This window comes from Halomonas sp. I5-271120 (genome assembly GCF_030553075.1).
Taxonomy (GTDB): Bacteria; Pseudomonadota; Gammaproteobacteria; order Pseudomonadales; family Halomonadaceae; genus Onishia; species Onishia taeanensis_A.
This window is the reverse complement of record NZ_CP130701.1, coordinates 26,822-45,757: the sequence shown is the minus strand read 5'-3', so window position 1 is coordinate 45,757 and position 18,936 is coordinate 26,822. Positions and strand designations below refer to the sequence as shown.

Sequence of the window (18,936 nt, the reverse complement as noted above, 5' to 3'; positions counted from 1 at the left end):
ACAAGACCACGCAGGAATTAAAAGGAGAGGGATATATGGGCTTGCCAATATTGGCGGTCGTCGCAGGACTGGCGCTCTTGGTATGGAGCGCCGAGCGATTTGTCGACGGGGCGGCAGCGACATCCCGTTATCTGGGGCTGTCGCCCCTGCTGATTGGCATGCTGGTGATCGGCTTTGGCACCTCGGCCCCGGAGCTGATGGTCTCGGCGCTGGCGGCGGCTCAGGATAATCCTGGCCTGGCGCTGGGCAACGCCTATGGCTCCAACATCACCAACATTGGTCTGATTCTCGGGCTGGTGGCGCTGATCGCACCACTGGCAGTGCAGTCCGGTGTGCTGCGCCGGGAGTTGCCTATCCTCTGTGCTGCTACACTTTTGTCTGCCTGGCAGCTTCGCGATGGAGTGATCAGCACCGCGGAGTCGATCGTTCTGCTGCTGGCCCTGGCGATTTTTATCGCCGCGAGTATCTGGCAGGGGCGCCAGACGGAGGTCGCCAGCGACACCTTGGCAAGCGAAACCGACCACAGTCTCGACAGCCATCCGATGTCGCTTAAGGTCAGTGTGCTCTGGACGCTGGTGGGGCTGGTGCTGTTGGTGGCGAGCTCCCGTCTGCTGGTCTGGGGCGCGGTGGCCATTGCTCAGACCTTCGGCGTCAGCGACCTGATCATCGGCTTGACGGTCGTGGCAATTGGTACCTCGTTGCCGGAGCTTGCCTCCTCATTAAGTGCCCTGCGGCGTGGCGAGCACGACCTGGTGCTGGGGAATGTGGTGGGCTCGAACCTCTTCAACACCCTGGGTGTGGTAGGACTTGCCGGCGTGATTACGCCGATTCAGGTAGGCGGCGAGGTCATGTTTCGGGACTGGCCGGTCATGGCGGTGATGACCCTGGCGATGACGGTGTTTGCCATCGGGTTCAAGGGGCGCGGCGGTCGCATCAATCGCCTCGAGGGTGGGCTGCTACTGGCCCTTTTCCTCGGTTACAGCATCTATCTGATCCGAGTCGTATTGCTGGCAGACGTTTGACTTAACGGAATAAAGCCTAGTCCCTGTGAACCAGGTGTGCGGCAAAAGAACACAGGTTCTACAGGGACAAGTGCGGCATCGCGACACACCTCAAACGACGATTTTCATGCAGCTTTGCCTTAGCATTGGTTCTGTCAGTTGTATCCTCAATGCATGGCAGTGAATTCCACTAGCGGTATTGCCATTATCCAAGGACTAGGAGGCTCTTATGGAGCTTGATCCACTCATTCTGTCGCGTCTTCAGTTCGCGTTCGTGGTGTCCTTCCACGCCATCTTTCCGGTCTTCACGATCGGGTTGGCGTCCTACATCGCGTTGCTGAATGGTCTTTTCTTTGCCAACGGCAACCCCGCCTGGGAGCGTCTCGCGATCTTCTGGACACGGGTGTTTGCGGTGGTGTTCGGCATGGGGGTGGTGTCCGGCATCGTGATGTCCTTCCAGTTCGGCACCAACTGGAGCAATTTCGCTCAGGCTTCGGCCAACTTCCTGGGGCCGATGCTCAGCTATGAGGTGGTGACGGCATTCTTCCTCGAGGCGGGCTTCCTCGGCGTGCTGCTGTTCGGTCGTGGCAAGGTCCCGCAAGGGGTCCACCTGTTTGCCGCTACCATGGTGGCCATGGGGACCTTTATCTCTGCCTTCTGGATCCTCTCTGCCAATAGCTGGATGCAGACACCGGCCGGCGTTGAGCTGATTGATGGCACCTTCCACGTGACCTCCTGGTCGACAGCGATTTTCAATTCGTCCTTCTGGTATCGCTTCCTGCACATGGCTACAGCGTCCTTCCTGACGGGCGGCTTCGTGGTCGCGGCCGTCAGCGCCTACTACCTGCTGCGAGGTCGCGATGAGTCGGCCAACAAGAAGGCACTGTCCATGTGTCTGTGGCTGCTGCTGGTGCTGGCGCCGGCTCAGGCGGTGATCGGTGACTTCCACGGCCTCAATACCCTCGAGCATCAGCCGACCAAGGTGGCGGCCATGGAAGGCAACTGGGAAACCCAGTCTCATACGCCGCTGCTGCTGTTTGCACTGCCAGACATGGATGCCCAGGAAAACCGTTTTGAGATTGGTATCCCGAGCCTGGCCAGCCTGATCCTGAGGCACGACGTGAATGGGGTGGTGCCCGGTCTCAAGGACGTGCCGCGCGATGAGCAGCCGTTCGTACCGCTGGTGTTCTGGTCCTTCCGCGTGATGGTGGCGCTGGGCCTTGCGATGATTGGTGTGGCGGTGGCCGGCCTGGTGCTGCGTCGCGGCGGTCGGGTCTACAAGAGTGATCGCTACCTCAAGGTGCTGGTTGCCATGGGGGTCTCGCCCTTTATCGCAGTACTGGCCGGTTGGTTCGTCACCGAAGGGGGCCGGTCGCCCTGGCTGGTCTACGGCCTGATGACACAGGCCGAGGCGCTGACACCATCGCTGACCGGCGGTATGGCGCTGTTCACGCTGATCGGGTACATCGCGGTCTATGCCGTGGTGTTCTGCTGCGGAGTTTATTACCTGTTGCGGGTTATTCGTCAGGGGATGCTGCCCCACGATCAGGAAACCGTGGTCGATGATATCGAGCGTGCCAAGCGTCCGCTTTCCGCCGCTCACATTCCCTTCGACGATGATGCCGGTCATCCGGTCAGGAGCTAAGCCATGCAAACCTTCGACTTGTCATTGATCTGGGCCGGCATCATCGGCTTCGGGATCATCATGTATGTGCTGATGGACGGTTTCGATCTGGGCCTTGGCATCCTCTTTCCCTTCGCCCCGGATGAAGATTCACGGGATGTGATGATGAACTCCGTGGCACCGATCTGGGACGGCAATGAAACCTGGCTGGTGCTGGGTGGAGCGGGCCTGCTGGGCGCCTTCCCGCTGGTCTACTCGGTGTTCCTGCCGGCGCTCTATATCGGCGTCTTCCTGATGCTGGCCGGGTTGATCTTCCGTGGCGTGGCCTTCGAGTTTCGCTTCAAGTCCAAGCGTAATCGCCATTGGTGGAACCGTGCCTTCTGCTGGGGCTCGGCGGTCGCCACCTTCGCCCAGGGTGCGGTAGTCGGTACCTACATTCAGGGTTTCGAGACCGAAGGCTTCGTCTATGTCGGCGGTGCACTGGACTGGCTGACTCCGTTTACCGTGCTCACTGGCCTTGGCATGGTGGCGGGCTACTCCCTACTGGGTGCCACCTGGCTGATATTGAAGTCGGAAGGCCACGTTCAGGAGTGGGCCTATCGCATAACGCCTAAGCTGTTGGCCGCAGTGCTGGTGGTGTTCGCCATCATCAGTGCCTGGACCCCCTTCGTCGACGGTAGCGTGCGTGAGCGCTGGTTCGGTCAGGCCTCGCTGATTTGGCTGCTGCCGGTGCTGGCAATGGCCTGTGCCTATGGCATCTATCGCTGGGTGAGCCATCGCCGTGAAGGCATGCCTTTCGTGGCCACACTGGGCATGTTCATCTTCACCTATCTGGGGCTGGTGGCGAGCAAGTGGCCGGTGATAGTGCCGCCGGATTACACCATCTGGGACGCCGCGTCGGCGCCGGAATCCCAGCTCTTCCTGCTGCTGGGCATGCTGTTCGTGATCCCCATCATTCTGACCTACACCGCCTGGACCTACTGGGTATTCCGCGGCAAGGTGCGGACCGGCGAAGGCTACCACTGACCGCATGCAAGCTCATGACGCGAGCCATCAGGAACCCCTCACCCCCAAGCGCTGGCTCAAGGAATTGGCCGCCGGCGAGCGTCGCCGACTGACGCTTGCCACCCTTGCCGGCCTGGGGGTAGGGCTCTGCACCATCGTTCAGATGGTGCTGCTGGCCATCATCATTGACCGACTGCTGACCGGCGCCCCTGAGGCGCCGGTTGGCGTTTTGTTTGTGGCCTTGATCGGCGTGTTGGGGCTTCGTGCCCTGGCGCAGTGGGCTCAGGAAACCACTGCGCAAGCGGCCAGTCTTGCGATTCGCGCCCGAGCACGGACGGCGCTGCTCGATCAACTGACGGCGCTGGGCCCGGTGCGGCTATCATCCCGCCACTCGGCGGGCCTTGGCAGTCAGCTGGTCGAGCAGGTTGAAGCGCTGGACGGCTATTTTGCGCGTTTCCTGCCCCAACTTCGGCTGGCCACCGCGCTGCCGCTGGTGATCTTTGCCATCGTGCTGGGCCTCGATTGGCTGGCGGCGATATTTCTGCTGTTGGCAGCACCGCTGATTCCTCTGTTCATGGCCCTGGTGGGTATGGGAGCCCAGCGCCTCAACCAGGCGCAGTTTGCTGCCGTGACGCGACTCTCAGGGCATTTCCTTGACCGGGTGCGTGGCATCACCACGCTTCAACTGTTTGGGCGAACCGCCACGGCCGCCGGAGAAGTGTTCGGTGCCGCCGATGACTATCGTGCGCGCAGCATGAAGACCCTGCGCATCGCCTTTCTTTCCTCGGCGGTGCTCGAGTTCTTCGCCTCGGTGGCCATCGCGGTGATTGCCATCTACGTGGGCTTCGGCCTTTTGGGCTATATCGCCTATGGCCCCTCGCCGTCACTGACCCTGTTCAGTGGCCTGACGATCCTTCTGCTGGCGCCGGAGTTCTTCCAGCCACTGCGCAGCCTTTCCCAGCACTATCATGATCGTGCCGCGGCCCTGGGCGCTGCCGAGGCGCTGGTGGGCATCCTCAACGAGACGCCACCAGAGGCGTCCAGAACGCGGCCGGCGGCCAGCGCCGCGCATAGTGCGGCGGATAGTGCGGTGGATAGTGCGGCGGATAGTGCGGCGGATAGTGCGGCGGATAGGGCGCATGGCGACGCTGCGGTTCGGCTCACCGACGTCTGCGTTGAGCACGTCGGCCGCGGCCAGGTGCTTGGGCCTGTGTCCCTCGAGGTATCGCGAGGCGAGGTGATCGCCCTGGTGGGGCCCTCGGGTGCCGGCAAGTCGACCCTGCTGCAGTTGATCGCCGGTTTCGTGGCCCCAAGCCACGGAAGGGTCGAGATGACGAGTGATGTTCGGCCGGCCTGGATGGATCAGCGTCCACTGGTGATTCAGGGCACGATCGCTGACAACCTGCGGCTTGCCGATACCCAGGCGAGTGATGAGCGTATGCGAGAAGCGCTCAAGCGAGCCGGGCTCGCCGGCTTGCTGTCGCGACTACCAGAAGGCCTCGAGACGCCGATCGGTGAGCGCGGGGCCGGGCTGTCCGGTGGCCAGGCCCAGCGTCTGGCGCTGGCCCGGGTCTTCCTGAGCGATGCGTCGCTGGTGCTGCTCGATGAACCCACCGCGAGCCTCGATGAAGACAGCGAAGCCGAAGTGGCAGCGTCGCTTGCACGGCTTGTCGAGGAAGGGCGGACCCTGGTCATCGCAACCCACCACCCGGCGCTGATGTCGATGGCCGACCGGGTCGTGCGCATACAGGCAGGTCAGAGGGTCGAGGAGGCCATGGCATGAGAGCTCTGATACTGAGAACGCTAATATGAGAACGTTAATAAGCGAACTGCGCCCCTGGCTCAAGCTGCTTGCCACGCGGCGGTCGCGGATGGCGCTGGGTGCCCTGCTGCTGGCGCTGACGGTGGGCGCGGCAATCGGCCTGCTGGCGCTATCCGGCTGGTTTATCACGGCCACCGCACTGACCGGCGCGATGCTGGCTGCGGGCATGGCGGCAAGCCTCGATGTCTACGCCCCTGGCGGAGGCATCCGCTTCTTCGCTGTGCTGCGCACGGCTGCCCGCTATCTGGAACGGGTCTACAACCATGACAGCGTGCTGCGTCTCCTTGCCGAGCTGCGTAGCGGTATGTTCGCGGTGTTGGCCCGGCTCGATGCCCGGGCGCTGGGTCGGCGGCGGGCCAGCGAATGGCTCAACCGCTTGACCGCCGATATCGATACGCTGGACAGCCTCTATCTGCGTTTATTGGCGCCACCTTTGGTGGCCCTGCTGGCCATCGCGCTGGTGAGTGGCCTGTTGGGGATTTTCCTGTTGCCGGCGGGCCTGGCGGTCGGCGGTGTGCTACTCGCGCTCTGGGCCTGGCTGGTAGTGGGCCAGGCCTCCCTGGGCATGGCCGCCAGCACTCGTCGCGTTGCCACCCTCGATCATCTGCGGGGCCGCATTCTCGAGACCCTGCAGGGCCTCGCCGAGCTGACGAGTTACGGCACACTGAGCCATCATCGGGCGCGTATCGACGCGGACCAGGCCACGCTCTACGCGGATCAGTGGCACCTGGGGCGGATAGCCGCCCTGGGCAATGCCCTGGTGGGTTTGGGCGTCAGTCTGACGGCTGTGCTGGCACTGTGGCTCGCCGCCGAGGCCTATCGGGCCGAGGCGCTGTCAGGGCCCCTGATGGTGATGATGCCGCTGGCCGTGCTGGCCATGGGCGAGGCGTTGGGGGCGCTGCCGGCTTCATTCACCGCGCTGGGGGCGACCCGCGCCGCGGCGCGACGCCTCAATGCCCTGGGTCGCTCACGCAGCGTGCTTGCCGAAGCGGAAGCGTCGGTCGCGCTGACCGGGGCCGCTCCGGCGCTTGGCCTTCGCAACATCACCCTGCACTATCCGGGGGCGCTGTCCCCGGCCCTGGATGGGCTTGATCTCAACCTAGAGCCCGGCGAGCGTCTAGCGCTGCTGGGTGCTTCGGGTGCTGGCAAGTCCAGCGTGGCGGCCCTGCTGGTGCGCTTGCTCGACCCGGATCAGGGCGAGGTGCAGCGTGATGGCATCGCGCTCAACACCTTATCGCTCGATGATCTGCGCACCCGCACGGCTTATCTCACCCAGCACAGTGAGCTCTTCGACGACAGCATCGCCGCCAATCTGCGCCTGGCCGACCCCGAGGCCGACGAGGCTGCGCTGTGGCAAGCGCTTGAGGTCGTCGAGCTGGCCGACTGGGCCCGCGAACTGGCTCAAGGGCTCGAGACCCGGGTTGGCGAAGGCGGTCGGCAACTGTCTGGCGGTCAGGCGCGTCGTCTGGTGCTTGCACGCGTGCTGCTGCTGGAGGCGCCGCTGGTGATCCTTGATGAGCCCTTCGCCGGCCTTGATCGTCCCATGGCCGCACGCATTGCCGAGCGTCTGGATACCTGGCTTTCCGGTCGCACCGTGCTCTATCTGGTGCATCAGCTGCGTCACGATGGCAGCGACCCGCCGGGCATCAACCGTTCGCTGACCCTGCGTGACGGTCGTCTTTGCTAGCTGCGTCAACAGCGTGTGTGTAAAGCGTGTAAAAACAGCCGTGTGCAAAGGCTTTGCGTGGATGCGAGACATGCCCCACGATAGGCGCGAGACCGAATGGAGAGCACCATGCAAGACTTCCTTACCCGCCTGCCGAAAGCCGAGCTGCATCTGCATATCGAGGGCTCCCTCGAGCCGGAACTGATGTTCGCCCTGGCCCAGCGCAACGGCGTGGCGCTGCCCTATGCCTCAGTGGAAGAGGTACGGGCCGCCTATGACTTCGACGACCTGCAGTCTTTTCTGAATCTCTATTATCAGGGCATGGCGGTGCTGCGTACCGCTGAGGACTTCTTCGACCTGGCCATGGATTACTTCCGCCGCGCTCATGCCGAGGGTGTGGTGCACATCGAGCTGTCCTTCGACCCCCAGGCGCACCTCAGCCGCGGCATCCGGTTTGACGTGCAGATGGAAGGCCTGACCCGGGCCATGCGCCTGGCCGAGCGCGAGCTGGACCTGACCTCGGCGCTGATCATGAGCTTCCTGCGCGACCGCTCCGCCGATGAGGCCATGGAGGTGCTCGAGCTGGCCGCCCCCTACTGGGAAATGATCGACGCGGTGGGGCTCGACAGCGCCGAGCTCGGTCATCCGCCGTCCAAGTTCGCCGCCGTTTTCGAGCGTGCCAAGGCTCTCGGGCTGCCCCGGGTGGCCCATGCAGGCGAAGAGGGGCCGGCGAGCTATATTCGTGAGGCCATGGAGCAGCTCGACGTCTGCCGCGTCGACCACGGCGTGCGCTGCCTCGAGGACCCGGCGCTGGTCGCCGAGCTGGTCGAGCGTCGTTTGCCGCTCACCATATGCCCGTTGTCCAATGTGCGCCTCAAGGTCGTCGAACAGCTGGATCAGCATCCACTGCCAGCGCTGCTCGAGGCGGGGCTGACGTTGACCCTGAACTCGGATGACCCGGCCTACTTCGGTGGCGGCATGCTTGAGAACTTCATGGCTTGCGAGCGTGCCTTCGGCTGGTCGGAGGAGACCTTCGTCGACCTGGCTCGCAACGCCATCGAGGCCGCCTTCATGAGTGAGGCGCGTCGCGATGAGTTGCTCAAGCGCCTCTCGGCGGTGGCCGGCTAAGGGGCCCTGTTCCATGACGTCAGCTTCCCGGCAGGCCGTACTGTCGAAGCACCGCACCCTGGCAAGCCTGGGGCTCTTGGTGCTGGCGGCGCTGGCGTGGCTGCCGCTGCCCGAAACGCTGGCGGCAAGCACGCTCGATGCCACCCTCTCCAGTGCCTTCCAGAGCTTCGCCCTGGCCAAGGCATTGAATGCGGTGATTTCGGTGCTGCAATCGGTAACCGGGGACGCGCTGCTGGTGCAGATTCAGTTTGGCGAGGTGCTCGACCCGGCCAATGACATGGTCGAGCGTTTCTCCTGGGTGATGTTTGCCTCCACCGTATCGCTGGCGTTTCAGAAACTGTTGTTGGGTATCGCTGGCAGCTTGCCGGTCAAGTCGGTGCTGTCGCTTGGCTGCCTGGGGATGTTGACGGTGTTGCACCTGGGCAAGCCGCGCTGGCGAGGTATCGCCGGGCGGCTTTTGATCGTCGCGGCCTTCCTGCGCTTCGCGGTGATCGCAGTGGCCCTGGCCAGCGCCGCCGTCGAAACGCTGTATATATCCGATACCCGGGAGGCGCTCTACGCCGAGCTCGAGCAGGATAAAGCGGTGCTCGAGCGAATCGCTGATCAGACGGCCCCTGGCGATGCGGTGGCCGGTGCCGATGATGCGCAAAGCGAGGATCAGGGCTGGTGGCAGGGCCTCAAGGAACGGCTGGGCAGCGGCGTGAAAGACCGGGTTCAGGCGGCCATGGACCGTTTCGATGCCATGACCCAGAACCTCGTCGAGCTGACCATGCTGTTTCTCGTTCAGACCATGCTGCTGCCGCTGGGCTTTCTCTACCTCAGCTATCGCGGCGCCCGTTACCTCGCCGCCGGGCTAGGTGCGCCTGGGCGACGCCTGTCCTCGTCAACTGACTAAGCGCTGAGACCAAGCGCCGAGGTTCAAGCACCGAGCGGCCTCGCGCCGCTCTTTTTCCTCGCCCAGATTGTCGTCTCGACTGTCTTCTCGACTGTCTTCTCGACTGTCTTCTCGATGGCCGGCTGTGCCCTGCGCCGAGGCTCGTCGCGGGGCCTTTCCCTTCGATGCTCGACTCAGTGGCTGTCCCGCCTATGCACGCACTCGCCGCCGGCCCAGGTGGCGAAGACGCTGCGATCATCGCCGAGCATCATCAGCGCGAAGAGAAGCTCACCGAGGCTTGATGGCTCCAGGCATCCTGTCTTGCCGATTCGCGTCGTGCGCCGGGCCAGCAGCGGCGTAGCCGCCGGGTCGAGCACCACGATATCGGCCTCCTGGCCGGGTTGCAGGGCGCCGATGTGGCGATCGAGATGCAGGGCTCGGGCATTGCCAAGCGTCAGACGGTAGAAGCCCTGCCAGGCGGTCAGCGGCTGGCCGAGCAGTTGACCGACCTGATAGGCGGCCTTGAGGGTGGCGAAGCCACAGAGATCCGTGCCACCGCCGACGTCGCTGGCGAGGCTGGTGGCGAGCCCCGCCTCTCGGCATGCCAGCCGGTCGAAGAGGCCGCTGCCGAGGAAGAGGTTAGACGTGGGGCAGAAGGCGATATTGGCGCCGGCCCCGGCCAGCCGCTCGCGCATGGGCTGATCCAGATGAATCCCATGGGCGAAGGTGCTGGTCGGACCGACCAGGCCATAGCGTTCATAGACCGCGAGATAGTCCTTTTCTTCGGGGAACAGCTCGGCGACCCAGGCGATCTCGCCGGCATTCTCGGCCAGGTGCGTCTGCAGGTGCAGGTCCGGCGCCGCCCTCAGGATGGCGCCGGTCGCGTCCAACTGGGCCGCCGTTGAGGTGGGCGCGAAGCGCGGGGTCAGCGAATAGCCGAGCCGGTCCTTGCCGTGCCAGTCAGCGATCAGCCGTTCGCTGTCGGCCACACCGCTGGCCACGCTGTCAGTGAGCGCCGCCGGGGCATTGCGATCCATCAGTACCTTGCCGGCCAGCATGCGCAGACCTCGACGCTGAGCGGCGGTGAAAAAGGCATCCACCGACTGAGGGTGCGAGCTGCAGAATACCTGTGAAGTGGTGGTGCCGGCCCGCAACTGTTCGTCGAGGAAGGCCTCGGCCACGGCCTCGCCGTGGGCGCGCTCGGCGAAACGACACTCCTCGGGGAAGGTGTAATCGTTGAGCCAGTCGAGCAGCTGGCGGCCGTAGGAGGCCAGGATATCGAGCTGCACATAGTGGACGTGGCTGTCGATGAAGCCAGGCATCATCAGCTTGCCGGCATAGTCCACCACCTCGATCCCAACCGGCAGGTGAGGTGCGAGCTCGTGATAGCTCCCCACGGCCCGTACCCGGCCATCCTCGAGCCAAAGGGCGCCGTCCTGAAGGTAGGACAGGCTGCCCGGCGCGGGCTGGTCGTCTTCGCCCGGATCATCGAGAAGGCGCACCAGGGGGCCTCGCAGCACGCGCATGGTGGGGCGGGGGTCGGTCATGGGGAATTATCTCCAGCGATATTCAAAGACGTAGCGAGCTAAAGGGTAATCGAGGGCTAGAGTGAGCGCCTAGCGGTCCGGGCCGAAGGCCTGACGCAGCGTCTCGGGGACAATGCCGCGTCTATCCGGCGCGTTAGGCCGAGCAGCTGCCAGCGTCATCAGTTCAGCTACCACGGCAAGGGCGATCTCGTAGGGGCGCTTGCCGTTTGCGCCGGCAATGCCGATCGGGCAGCGCACGCGAGCGATGTTGTCTGGATCATGGCCGGCCTCCATAAGCCGGCGCTTGAAGCTTGCCCACTTGCTGGCGGAGCCGATCAGGCCGATCGAGGCCAGGTCGTGACGCTTGAGCAGGGCATCGATGAGCGCGAGGTCCTGGCCGTGGTCATGGGTCATCACCAGAACATCGCTGCCCGGTGAGAGCGAGTGCACGGCGGCTGAGGCCGCTGCCGGTTCCGCCCCGCTTGAATGAAGCTTTAGACGCGGTGGCGCCGGCTCGCACTTGACCCATGGCGGGAAGGCATCGGGGCGGCTGTCGAACCAGTCCAGGCGCCAGGGCAGCGGGGTGATCAGACTCGCCAGGGCCTGGCCGACATGGCCGGCGCCGAACAGGGCGATTCGTCGCTCGGCGCCGGCGAAGGGTTCGATCAGCACGTGCACATAGCCGCCACAGCACTGCCCGGAGCGGCCGCCCAGAGGGAAGGCCTCGAGGCTTGGCGCAGTGTCGCCCCGCGTCAGGGCCTCCCGGGCGGCGGCGATCACCTGATACTCGAAGGTACCGCCCCCCAGGGTATCGAAGCTGGTCTCCGGCGTGATGACCATCTTGGTGCCGGGCTCCCGGGGCGTTGAGCCGGCCGCGCCGACCAGGGTCGCCAGCACATGGGGCTGGGCGTCTTCCTGCAACCGATGCAGGGCGGTGTGCCAGTTAAGGTCATGCCCTTCCAGGGGGCGGGCGTCAGGCCGGGGCATGCTGATCGTCCTCCCGAGGCATGTCTGAGGTCTGCTCAGCGGCATGCTGGCGGAGGGCCTCAATGGCCATTAGCACCCGCTCCGGAGTGGCCGGCGTATCCAGCCGCGGGCACTGATGACCGGTGGGGGCAAGGCTCGAAAGCGCATCGCGCAGCGCCGACCAGACCGAGATCGCCAGCATGAAGGGTGGCTCGCCCACGGCCTTGGAGCGATAGATACTCGCTTGGGAGTTGGGGTGGCCCTCGAGTAGCTCGACGTTGAAGATCGCCGGCAGGTCACCGAAGGCCGGGATCTTGTAGGTGGCGGGGCCGTCGCTGAGCAGTCGGCCGGCGTCATTCCACTTGAGCTCCTCGCTGGTCAACCAGCCCATGCCCTGGATGAAGCCGCCCTCGATCTGGCCGATGTCGATCGCCGGGTTCAGGGAGTCGCCGACGTCGTGCAGGATATCCACTCGCGTCACCTGATACTCGCCGGACAGGGTGTCTACGGCGACCTCGCTGACCGCCGCGCCATAGGCGAAGTAGTAGAAGGGCCGGCCCTGGGCGGACTCGCGGTCGTAATGGATCAGCGGCGTCGAGTAGAAGCCCTGGGCCGAGAGCGAGACGCGGCCGATATAGGCCGCCTGGACCAGCTCGCCCCAGGGGATGCGGTACTTTCCTTCGCCGTCGCCCGCCACCAGCATGCCGCTCTTCAGATGCAGGTCGTCCTGGTCCAGCCCGGCTTCGGGCCACAGGGCCTTGAGGGCAAAGGCGAATAGCCGCTCGCGCAGCTTGAGCGCCGCGTCCCGGGCCGCCTGGCCGTTGAGGTCGGCCCCGCTGGAGGCCGCCGTGGGCGAGGTGTTGGGCACCTTGTCGGTGCGGGTGGCGCTGATGCGCACGGATGACAGCTCGAGTCCCAGCTCCCGGGCCACCACCTGGCAGACCTTGGTGTGCAGGCCCTGGCCCATCTCGGTGCCGCCGTGATTGATCATTACGCTGCCGTCGGTATAGACGTGCAGTAGGGCGCCGGCCTGGTTGAGGTGCTTGGCGGTGAAGGAGATACCAAACTTCACCGGCGTCAGCGCCAGGCCGCGGCGGATGATCGGGCTTCTCGCGTTGTAGGCGCTGATCTCGGTGCGGCGCGCCCAATAGTCGCTGCTTGATTCGAGCTTTTCGATCAGGGTGTGCAGCAGATCGAGCTGTTCGACCTCCTGGCCGTAATGCGTCGTGGCCCGTCCCGGGCGATAGAGGTTGCGCTTGCGAATGCTCAGCGGGTCTTCGCCCAGGCGGTGGGCGATATCGTCCATCGCCTGCTCGATCAGCATCATGCCCTGTGGGCCACCGAAGCCGCGAAAGGCGGTATTCGAGGCGGTATGGGTGCGCGCCCGATGGCCGGTGACACGCGCCGCGCCCAGGGAATAGGCGTTGTCGGCGTGGAACATGGCCCGGTCGACGATCGCCTCGGAGAGATCCGGTGAGTAGCCGCAGTCACCGATCAGGGTCATGTCGCCGCCCTGGATCACCCCGTCGTCATCTACCGCCAGCCGATAGCGGCTGTGAAAGGGGTGGCGCTTGCCGGTGAGGCGCATGTCATCGCCCCGGGACAGCCGCAGGCGAGCCGGGCGCCTGGTGCGCCGGGCGATCAGCGCGGCGATGCAGGCCCAGGGCGAGGCCTGGGTCTCCTTGCCACCAAAGCCACCACCCATCCGGCGTACCTCAACGGTCACCGCATGGAAGGGAATGCCCAGTACCTCGGCGACTAGCTTCTGGGTCTCGCTGGGGTGCTGGTTCGAGGTATGTACCACCACGCCTTCGTCCTCGCTGGGGGTCACCAGACAGGCCTGGCCTTCCAGATAGAAGTGCTCCTGGCCGCCGATAAACTGCTCGCCCTCGACGACATACAGCGACTCCTCGAGAACGCGCTGCCAGTCGCCGGACTGCTGGACGTGAGTGGGGCGCACCACGTCGTTCTTCGCGGCAGCGGCCACCGGGTCGAGGCTCGCCGGCTGCTCGTCGATCTCGATGATCGCGGCCCTGGCGGCGCGGCGTGCAGCGTCATGGCTCTCTGCGGCCACTGCAAACAGGCACTGGCCGGCGTAGCTGATCTCGTCCTCGACGAAGATCGGGTCGCCGGGAAAGACCGGGCCGATGTCGGTGTGTCCCGGCACATCACGGATCGTGATGACATCGACCACGCCTGGCATGGCCCGCACCGGGTCCAGGTCGAGTCGCTCAAGACGGCCATGGGCCACTGGCGACAGGCCGAGGGCAATATGCAGTGCGTTGGCCGGTGCCGGCAGGTCGTCGATGTAGGCCGCCTGCCCGGTGACATGCTTGATGGCGCTCTCATGCTGCTGTGTTGCCTTGGCATCGACGCTTTTGGCATCGACGTTCTTGGCATCGAAAGCCGTCGCGTCGCCAACCGAATCCGGTGAGGAAGCAGAAGCGGAAGATAGCCTAGTCAGCGTACGCATCGAGAGTCACCTCTACAGCCGGGGTGTCTGGGGTGTCCGCCTTCTGCGAAGCGGCGGTCACGATCTTGAGCCGCAGGCGCTCGAGCAGGTTGGCGGCGGCGAGGCGGCGATAGGCGCTTGAGCCACGCACGTCGCTCAACGGCTGGAAATCCTCAGCGAGCGCCTGCCTGGCGGCGGCGAAGACCGCCTCGGACGGTGACTGCCCTTCGAGTGCGGCCTCGGCGCCCTGGGCACGGGCGGGAATCGCCGCCATGCCGCCGAAGGCCAGTCGAACGTCGCGGAGTCGACCATCCTCGAGCTGCCAGCTGAAGGCGCCGAGGACCGCGGAGATGTCGTCTTCACGGCGTTTGGAGAGCTTCCATACCTTGAGCTGGCGTCCTTCGGGCAGCCAGGGCAGCCGGATCTCACGCAGGACTTCCTGCGGGGCGAGCGCCGTCTGGCGGTAGTCGAGGAAGAACGCCTGAGCCGGCAGTTCGCGGGAGCCTTTGGGCCCGTCAAGCACCAGGGTGGCATCCAGAGCCAGCAGCACCGGTGGGCCGTCGCCAATGGGTGAGGCGTTGGCAACGTTGCCACCCAGAGTCGCGCGATGGCGGATCTGCGAGGAGGCGAAGCGATGCAGCAGTCGGGCAAAGGCCGGAAAGTGCGCCTCGAACAGCGGCTCGAGTCGGGCATAGGTCACGGCGGCGCCGATATGCAGCCCCTGGTCGTGTTCCTCGAGCACTTGGAGCTCGGCCACGTGGCGCAGATCGATCAGCTCAAGCAGTGCCTTGAGCTGCTGGGTGCGCTCGAGCCACAGGTCGGTGGCGCCGGCGACCAGGCGTGCCTCGGGGCGGTTGCGGCGCAGGTCGAGTAGGGCCGCGAGGCTCGCCGGCTGATGATACTTCCCTTCGCCAGCTTGGCCGGTGCACGGCGTGCTTCCCATGTCGCTCTCATGCCGGGCGGCGCTGGCCGCTACGCTTGCGGGGAGGCTTTTATCCTCGGCCCAGGCGGCTTGGTGCTCATTGGCCGGGTAGGCCAGCATGGCCTGGGCGGCATCGCGGATCGGCCGGTAGCCGGTGCAGCGGCACAGGTTGCCTCCCAGGGCGGCCTCAAGGCGTACTTGAGAGAAGGGGGCCAGCGAGGCGTGCTGGCGCCCGGCCTCATGGAGGGTGCTCTCATAAAGGGTAAACAGCGACATCACGATGCCCGGGGTGCAGAAACCGCACTGACTGGCGTGGCAGTCGACCATGGCGGCCTGAGCGGGGTGCAGGGCATCGCCCCTGGCGAGGCCTTCGACGGTGACCAGGTGACAGCCCTTGAGCTGATGGGCCGGCAGAATACAGGCATTGGCATTGTGATAGCGAAGACCGCCATGTCCGTCTGGCTCGCCGATCGCCACGGTGCAGGCGCCGCAGTCGCCGGAGGCGCAGCCTTCCTTGGTGCCGGTGGCGTTAAGGCGCGTGCGAAGCAGCTCCAGCACGCTGGTGTCTGCAGGAAGGCCGGCAAGCGACCGGGGCTCGCCGTTGAAATGGAAGTCGATCATTGCGCGGTTCCAGGTTGTTATTGTTGGAACGTTTTCTTTCTTGACCAAATGGTCAAGATGATCAAAGGTTGGCGCAAAGCGCCCGACAGTGCAAGAGCTGAGATGTGGCCGTTGCCGGCTTCCGGTGGCTGCGGCAAGCTGAGTGCCTGGCCCTGGCTGATGCATGCCTTGGCCGATAGTTTCCTGATCCTACCTTGAGACCTGCGATGACGGTGATTTCCGAGGTCGGCAGCCCGCCGATCAGCTCTAGTGCCAGCTCCAGCGCCGGGGAAAGCGAAGCCTCGGCGATTCGCCAGCGCAACGAGGAGACGATTCTCGAGGCCGCCGAGGCGGTCTTCGCCCAGCACGGCTATCGGGGCGGCAGCGTGCAGGCGATTGCCGAAGCGGCGGGGCTGCCCAAGTCCAATGTGCTCTATTACGTGGGTAGCAAGCGGCGACTCTATGTGGCGCTGCTTGAGCGCATGATGGCGCGCTGGAACGCCATGCTTGACGACATCAGCGTCGAGGATGATCCGGCCGAGGTGCTGGAAGCCTTCATCCGCAGCAAGATGGCGCTGAGCCGGGCGCACCCACGAGGCTCGCGTCTGTTCGCCGCCGAGGTGCTCGGCGGCGCGCCTTTTCTACAGGACTACCTGCGCGGTGAGCTGCGCAATTGGGTGCAGACACGGGCCAGGGTCTTCGAACAATGGGCCGAGCGGGGGGTGATGGACCCGGTAGACCCGGTCTGGCTGATTTTCCTGATCTGGTCGGCGACTCAGCACTATGCCGACTTCGAACCCCAGGTGCTGGGTATTACCGGGCGCGAGGCATTGAGCGAGCAGGACTACCAGGAGATCACTGACTTCCTGTGTCGGCTGATCCTCAAGGGCTGTGGTGTTTGCCGCTAAGCTGACCCGCTATACAGCGCCGGTATACAATGGCGGCCCGGTCAGGTGGTCGCCAAGGCTACTTCAGTTCACTTGGACGTTGTGACGTTTAGGTTTTCAATTTAGGCGGTGGCTTTTCAATTCAGACAGTGGCGCGCTTTTAGCGGGGCGTGACCCAGGCGGACGGCGAGTATGGGCGGCAGTTGGCAGCACGAGCGGTATGGAAGCAATACCCCGGTGGGCAGTCGCGTCAGCGATGAACAGATCGTCGAACAGGTCCGGCGGGCGGTGCTGACGCAGCGCCTGCCACCGGGCACCCGGCTGCCTGAGGTGGCACTGGGAGAAGCCTTCGGCGTTAGCCGCTCGGTGGTGCGCAAGGCGCTGACCCGGCTGGTTGCCAACCATGTCGCGGTACAGCGGCCCAATCAGGTGGCGCGGGTGGCGTCTCCCGATGTCGACGAGACCCGCGAGATATTCGCCGCGCGCCGCCTGATCGAGGGCGAGGTGGTGGCGTTGCTGACCGGCACCTTACCGCCTGCGGTGCACCAGCGTCTCGCGGCCCTGGCCGAAGCGGAGAAGGCCGCCTTTACTCGAGGAGACGAGGAGCGGCGCATCGAAGAGTCGCTGGCCTTCCATCATTGCCTGGCCGAGCATTCCCCCAACCGCACCCTGGGTGCCATGCTTCGCGAGCTGATCCTGCGAACCTCCATCGTCATCGCGCTTTACAAGCCGTCGGACCTGGCGTCCTGTTATCTGGAAGGCGATCATGACGACCTGCTGGCGCAGCTGGTCGCGGGGCAGCCCGATGCCGCCCGTGCCAGGGTGCAGATGCACCTGAGCTCCCTCGAGGCGTTGCTTGATCTTCACGCCCCAAGCGGCGCCATTGACCTCGGCGTCCTGTTCGGCCGCAGCCACTCACTCAGCCGCCGGGACGCTTAGGCGCCGGTCGACTCAGTCTCGGCCTCGGTCCAGTCACTAATGATCTCGTCGCGCAGTCCCACTACGTCATTTGTCAGCCATTCGCGAATCTCAAATACGCCCCGCCCAAGCCACTCATGTAGGGCCTGGGTGCTCTGGCGCAGATGGTAGGCGCGGGGCAGCCAGGCCCACAGGCCGTCAGGTGGCGGGCTGGCAAATTCGGTGGGGGCGGGCAGGACGCTGAGCCCCGCTTCCTCGAATTCGAGCACGGCGCGTGGTAAATGCCAGGCCTGGGACACCAGCGCTACCCGATGGATGCCTTCCTTTTTGAGCACTGCCGCACTGTAGCGCGCATTTTCCGCCGTATTACGGCTTTGGGTTTCCGCCCAGGTGGGCTCCAGCCCAAAGCTGTCCCTTAGCGCCAGTTTCATCAGCGTGGCCTCGGCGCGCGCCTCGTCATGCATCCGTCCGCCACTGACCATCAGGGGCAGGTCACTTTGCCGGTGCAGGCGCGCGGCATAGGCGAGGCGGCGCCAGGTTGCGTTATTGGGGGCGTCCCCCCAGCCGAACTCGGGGCTCTGATAGTCACGGCCGCCGCCCAGCACCACAATGGCCTGGGTCGAGTCAAGCGCGTCCTGCGTCACTGCCGAGTAGGGTTCCAGACCGGCCCGCAGCCAATGGCTCGCGGTGGGGGTGGCCAGCCACAGCAGGCCGCCCACGCCGAGAACCAGCATGATCCCCCCCAGCCAGGGCAGGCGGCGCCAGAAAATCAGTCCCAATACGCCCAGCAGTACGTTGATGAAGGGGGGCAACAGCAGGTACTTGAGCCAGGTCATGGGCATCCCTAGAGATCATGGTGGTGGAGTGACGCGCCGCCGGGAAGTGACGACGACTCAGCCGATATCCACTTTATCGGCAAACTCGCATAAATCCTCAATCACGCAGCTGCCACATCGCGGCTTGCGTGCCACGCAGGTATAGCGGCCGTGCAGGATCAGCCAGTGGTGGGCATCCTGCCGGAACTCCCGGGGCACATGGCGCATCAGTTTCTTCTCGACCTCCAGCACGTCCTTGCCGGGCGCGATGCCAGTCCGGTTCGAGACCCGGAAGATATGGGTGTCGACGGCGATGGTGGGCTGACCGAAGGCGGTATTGAGGATCACGTTGGCGGTCTTGCGGCCCACTCCGGGCAGCGCTTCCAGGGCCTTGCGGGTGGTTGGCACCGCGCCATCGTGGCGGTCGACCAGCAGCTGGCAGGTCTTCATCAGGTTCTCGGCCTTGGTGTTGTAAAGGCCGATAGTCTTGATGTGCTCCTTGAGGCCGTCCAGTCCCAGCGCGAGGATTGCCTCGGGGGTGTTGGCCTCCGGGAAGAGCCGTGCAGTGGCCTTGTTGACGCCGACATCGGTGGCCTGAGCCGACAGCAGCACCGCGGCGAGCAGCTCGAATGGCGTCTCCCAGTTGAGCTCAGTGGTCGGCTCGGGAATGTGCTCGCGCAGGCGGGTGAATATCTCGTGACGTTTATGGGCGTTCATGAGGGTTCCGTTG

15 protein-coding genes are annotated in these 18,936 nt (G+C 64.9%); 9 read left to right on the top strand and 6 right to left on the bottom strand.

What is annotated here, in order from left to right; genetic code table 11:
• Positions 1 to 35: 35 nt before the first annotated feature.
• The 7 genes from Q2K57_RS00190 to Q2K57_RS00160 all read left to right on the top strand — a co-directional run bounded on the left by Q2K57_RS00190 (position 36) and on the right by Q2K57_RS00160 (position 9,141).
• Positions 36 to 1,022, top strand: a complete 987-nt coding sequence (locus Q2K57_RS00190; RefSeq protein ID WP_112054838.1) for a calcium/sodium antiporter — start codon at positions 36 to 38, stop codon at positions 1,020 to 1,022.
• A gap of 208 nt (positions 1,023 to 1,230) precedes the next feature.
• Positions 1,231 to 2,646 (top strand): cytochrome ubiquinol oxidase subunit I, encoded by a 1,416-nt coding sequence (locus Q2K57_RS00185; protein WP_112054837.1) that lies wholly within the window; start codon positions 1,231 to 1,233, stop codon positions 2,644 to 2,646.
• A gap of 3 nt (positions 2,647 to 2,649) precedes the next feature.
• Entirely contained in the window at positions 2,650 to 3,651 is a 1,002-nt protein-coding gene (gene cydB / locus Q2K57_RS00180; RefSeq protein ID WP_112054836.1) for a cytochrome d ubiquinol oxidase subunit II, read from the top strand.
• A gap of 4 nt (positions 3,652 to 3,655) precedes the next feature.
• The gene (cydD, locus tag Q2K57_RS00175; protein WP_304525856.1) at positions 3,656 to 5,413 is read left to right on the top strand and encodes a thiol reductant ABC exporter subunit CydD; all 1,758 of its coding nucleotides are present in this window, start codon (positions 3,656 to 3,658) and stop codon (positions 5,411 to 5,413) included.
• Between the two features lie 25 nt (positions 5,414 to 5,438).
• Positions 5,439 to 7,139, top strand: a complete 1,701-nt coding sequence (cydC, locus tag Q2K57_RS00170) for a thiol reductant ABC exporter subunit CydC (protein ID WP_112054834.1) — start codon at positions 5,439 to 5,441, stop codon at positions 7,137 to 7,139.
• 108 nt (positions 7,140 to 7,247) lie between these two features.
• The gene (locus Q2K57_RS00165) at positions 7,248 to 8,246 is read left to right on the top strand and encodes an adenosine deaminase (RefSeq protein ID WP_112054833.1); all 999 of its coding nucleotides are present in this window, start codon (positions 7,248 to 7,250) and stop codon (positions 8,244 to 8,246) included.
• A gap of 13 nt (positions 8,247 to 8,259) precedes the next feature.
• Positions 8,260 to 9,141 (top strand): hypothetical protein, encoded by an 882-nt coding sequence (locus tag Q2K57_RS00160; protein WP_304525855.1) that lies wholly within the window; start codon positions 8,260 to 8,262, stop codon positions 9,139 to 9,141.
• Positions 9,142 to 9,314: 173 nt separating this feature from the next.
• Here the strand turns inward: Q2K57_RS00160 and guaD are convergent, their stop codons facing one another.
• The 4 genes from guaD to xdhA form a co-directional block, all read right to left on the bottom strand.
• Positions 9,315 to 10,667, bottom strand: coding sequence for a guanine deaminase (gene guaD / locus Q2K57_RS00155; RefSeq protein ID WP_304525854.1), 1,353 nt, complete (start codon positions 10,665 to 10,667; stop codon positions 9,315 to 9,317).
• A gap of 69 nt (positions 10,668 to 10,736) precedes the next feature.
• On the bottom strand, positions 10,737 to 11,633 hold the full coding sequence (xdhC, locus tag Q2K57_RS00150; protein WP_304525853.1) for a xanthine dehydrogenase accessory protein XdhC: 897 nt from the start codon (positions 11,631 to 11,633) through the stop codon (positions 10,737 to 10,739).
• Positions 11,620 to 14,085, bottom strand: coding sequence for a xanthine dehydrogenase molybdopterin binding subunit (gene xdhB / locus Q2K57_RS00145; protein ID WP_304525852.1), 2,466 nt, complete (start codon positions 14,083 to 14,085; stop codon positions 11,620 to 11,622). Before xdhB ends, xdhC begins: the two co-directional genes overlap by 14 nt.
• Positions 14,069 to 15,607 (bottom strand): xanthine dehydrogenase small subunit, encoded by a 1,539-nt coding sequence (gene xdhA / locus Q2K57_RS00140; RefSeq protein ID WP_304525851.1) that lies wholly within the window; start codon positions 15,605 to 15,607, stop codon positions 14,069 to 14,071. Before xdhA ends, xdhB begins: the two co-directional genes overlap by 17 nt.
• Before the next feature lie 206 nt (positions 15,608 to 15,813).
• On the opposite strand from xdhA, the gene Q2K57_RS00135 reads away from it, so the two are divergent.
• Positions 15,814 to 16,494, top strand: coding sequence for a TetR/AcrR family transcriptional regulator (locus tag Q2K57_RS00135; protein ID WP_304525850.1), 681 nt, complete (start codon positions 15,814 to 15,816; stop codon positions 16,492 to 16,494).
• Between the two features lie 171 nt (positions 16,495 to 16,665).
• The gene (locus Q2K57_RS00130; protein ID WP_112054826.1) at positions 16,666 to 17,412 is read left to right on the top strand and encodes a GntR family transcriptional regulator; all 747 of its coding nucleotides are present in this window, start codon (positions 16,666 to 16,668) and stop codon (positions 17,410 to 17,412) included.
• Here the strand turns inward: Q2K57_RS00130 and Q2K57_RS00125 are convergent.
• Together Q2K57_RS00125 and nth are read right to left on the bottom strand one after the other, a co-directional pair.
• The gene (locus Q2K57_RS00125) at positions 17,409 to 18,227 is read right to left on the bottom strand and encodes a YdcF family protein (RefSeq protein ID WP_304525849.1); all 819 of its coding nucleotides are present in this window, start codon (positions 18,225 to 18,227) and stop codon (positions 17,409 to 17,411) included. The two genes, Q2K57_RS00130 and Q2K57_RS00125, sit on opposite strands and share 4 nt — an antisense overlap.
• 57 nt (positions 18,228 to 18,284) lie before the next feature.
• Positions 18,285 to 18,923: an endonuclease III gene (gene nth / locus Q2K57_RS00120; protein ID WP_112054825.1), complete on the bottom strand. Its 639-nt coding sequence runs from the start codon at positions 18,921 to 18,923 to the stop codon at positions 18,285 to 18,287.
• Positions 18,924 to 18,936 lie beyond the last annotated feature (13 nt).

Bases quoted from the DNA above. Each gene is read 5' to 3' on its own strand.
- Q2K57_RS00125 (WP_304525849.1), bottom strand. From the start codon at position 18,227: ATGACCTGGCTCAAGTACCTGCTGTTGCCCCCCTTCATCAACGTACTG.
- nth (WP_112054825.1), bottom strand. From the start codon at position 18,923: ATGAACGCCCATAAACGTCACGAGATATTCACCCGCCTGCGCGAGCAC.
- Q2K57_RS00130 (WP_112054826.1), top strand. From the start codon at position 16,666: ATGGGCGGCAGTTGGCAGCACGAGCGGTATGGAAGCAATACCCCGGTG.
- cydB (WP_112054836.1), top strand. From the start codon at position 2,650: ATGCAAACCTTCGACTTGTCATTGATCTGGGCCGGCATCATCGGCTTC.
- cydD (WP_304525856.1), top strand. From the start codon at position 3,656: ATGCAAGCTCATGACGCGAGCCATCAGGAACCCCTCACCCCCAAGCGC.
- xdhA (WP_304525851.1), bottom strand. From the start codon at position 15,607: ATGATCGACTTCCATTTCAACGGCGAGCCCCGGTCGCTTGCCGGCCTT.
- Q2K57_RS00190 (WP_112054838.1), top strand. From the start codon at position 36: ATGGGCTTGCCAATATTGGCGGTCGTCGCAGGACTGGCGCTCTTGGTA.
- guaD (WP_304525854.1), bottom strand. From the start codon at position 10,667: ATGACCGACCCCCGCCCCACCATGCGCGTGCTGCGAGGCCCCCTGGTG.
- Q2K57_RS00160 (WP_304525855.1), top strand. From the start codon at position 8,260: ATGACGTCAGCTTCCCGGCAGGCCGTACTGTCGAAGCACCGCACCCTG.
- xdhC (WP_304525853.1), bottom strand. From the start codon at position 11,633: ATGCCCCGGCCTGACGCCCGCCCCCTGGAAGGGCATGACCTTAACTGG.
- Q2K57_RS00135 (WP_304525850.1), top strand. From the start codon at position 15,814: ATGACGGTGATTTCCGAGGTCGGCAGCCCGCCGATCAGCTCTAGTGCC.
- Q2K57_RS00165 (WP_112054833.1), top strand. From the start codon at position 7,248: ATGCAAGACTTCCTTACCCGCCTGCCGAAAGCCGAGCTGCATCTGCAT.
- xdhB (WP_304525852.1), bottom strand. From the start codon at position 14,085: ATGCGTACGCTGACTAGGCTATCTTCCGCTTCTGCTTCCTCACCGGAT.
- cydC (WP_112054834.1), top strand. From the start codon at position 5,439: ATGAGAACGTTAATAAGCGAACTGCGCCCCTGGCTCAAGCTGCTTGCC.
- Q2K57_RS00185 (WP_112054837.1), top strand. From the start codon at position 1,231: ATGGAGCTTGATCCACTCATTCTGTCGCGTCTTCAGTTCGCGTTCGTG.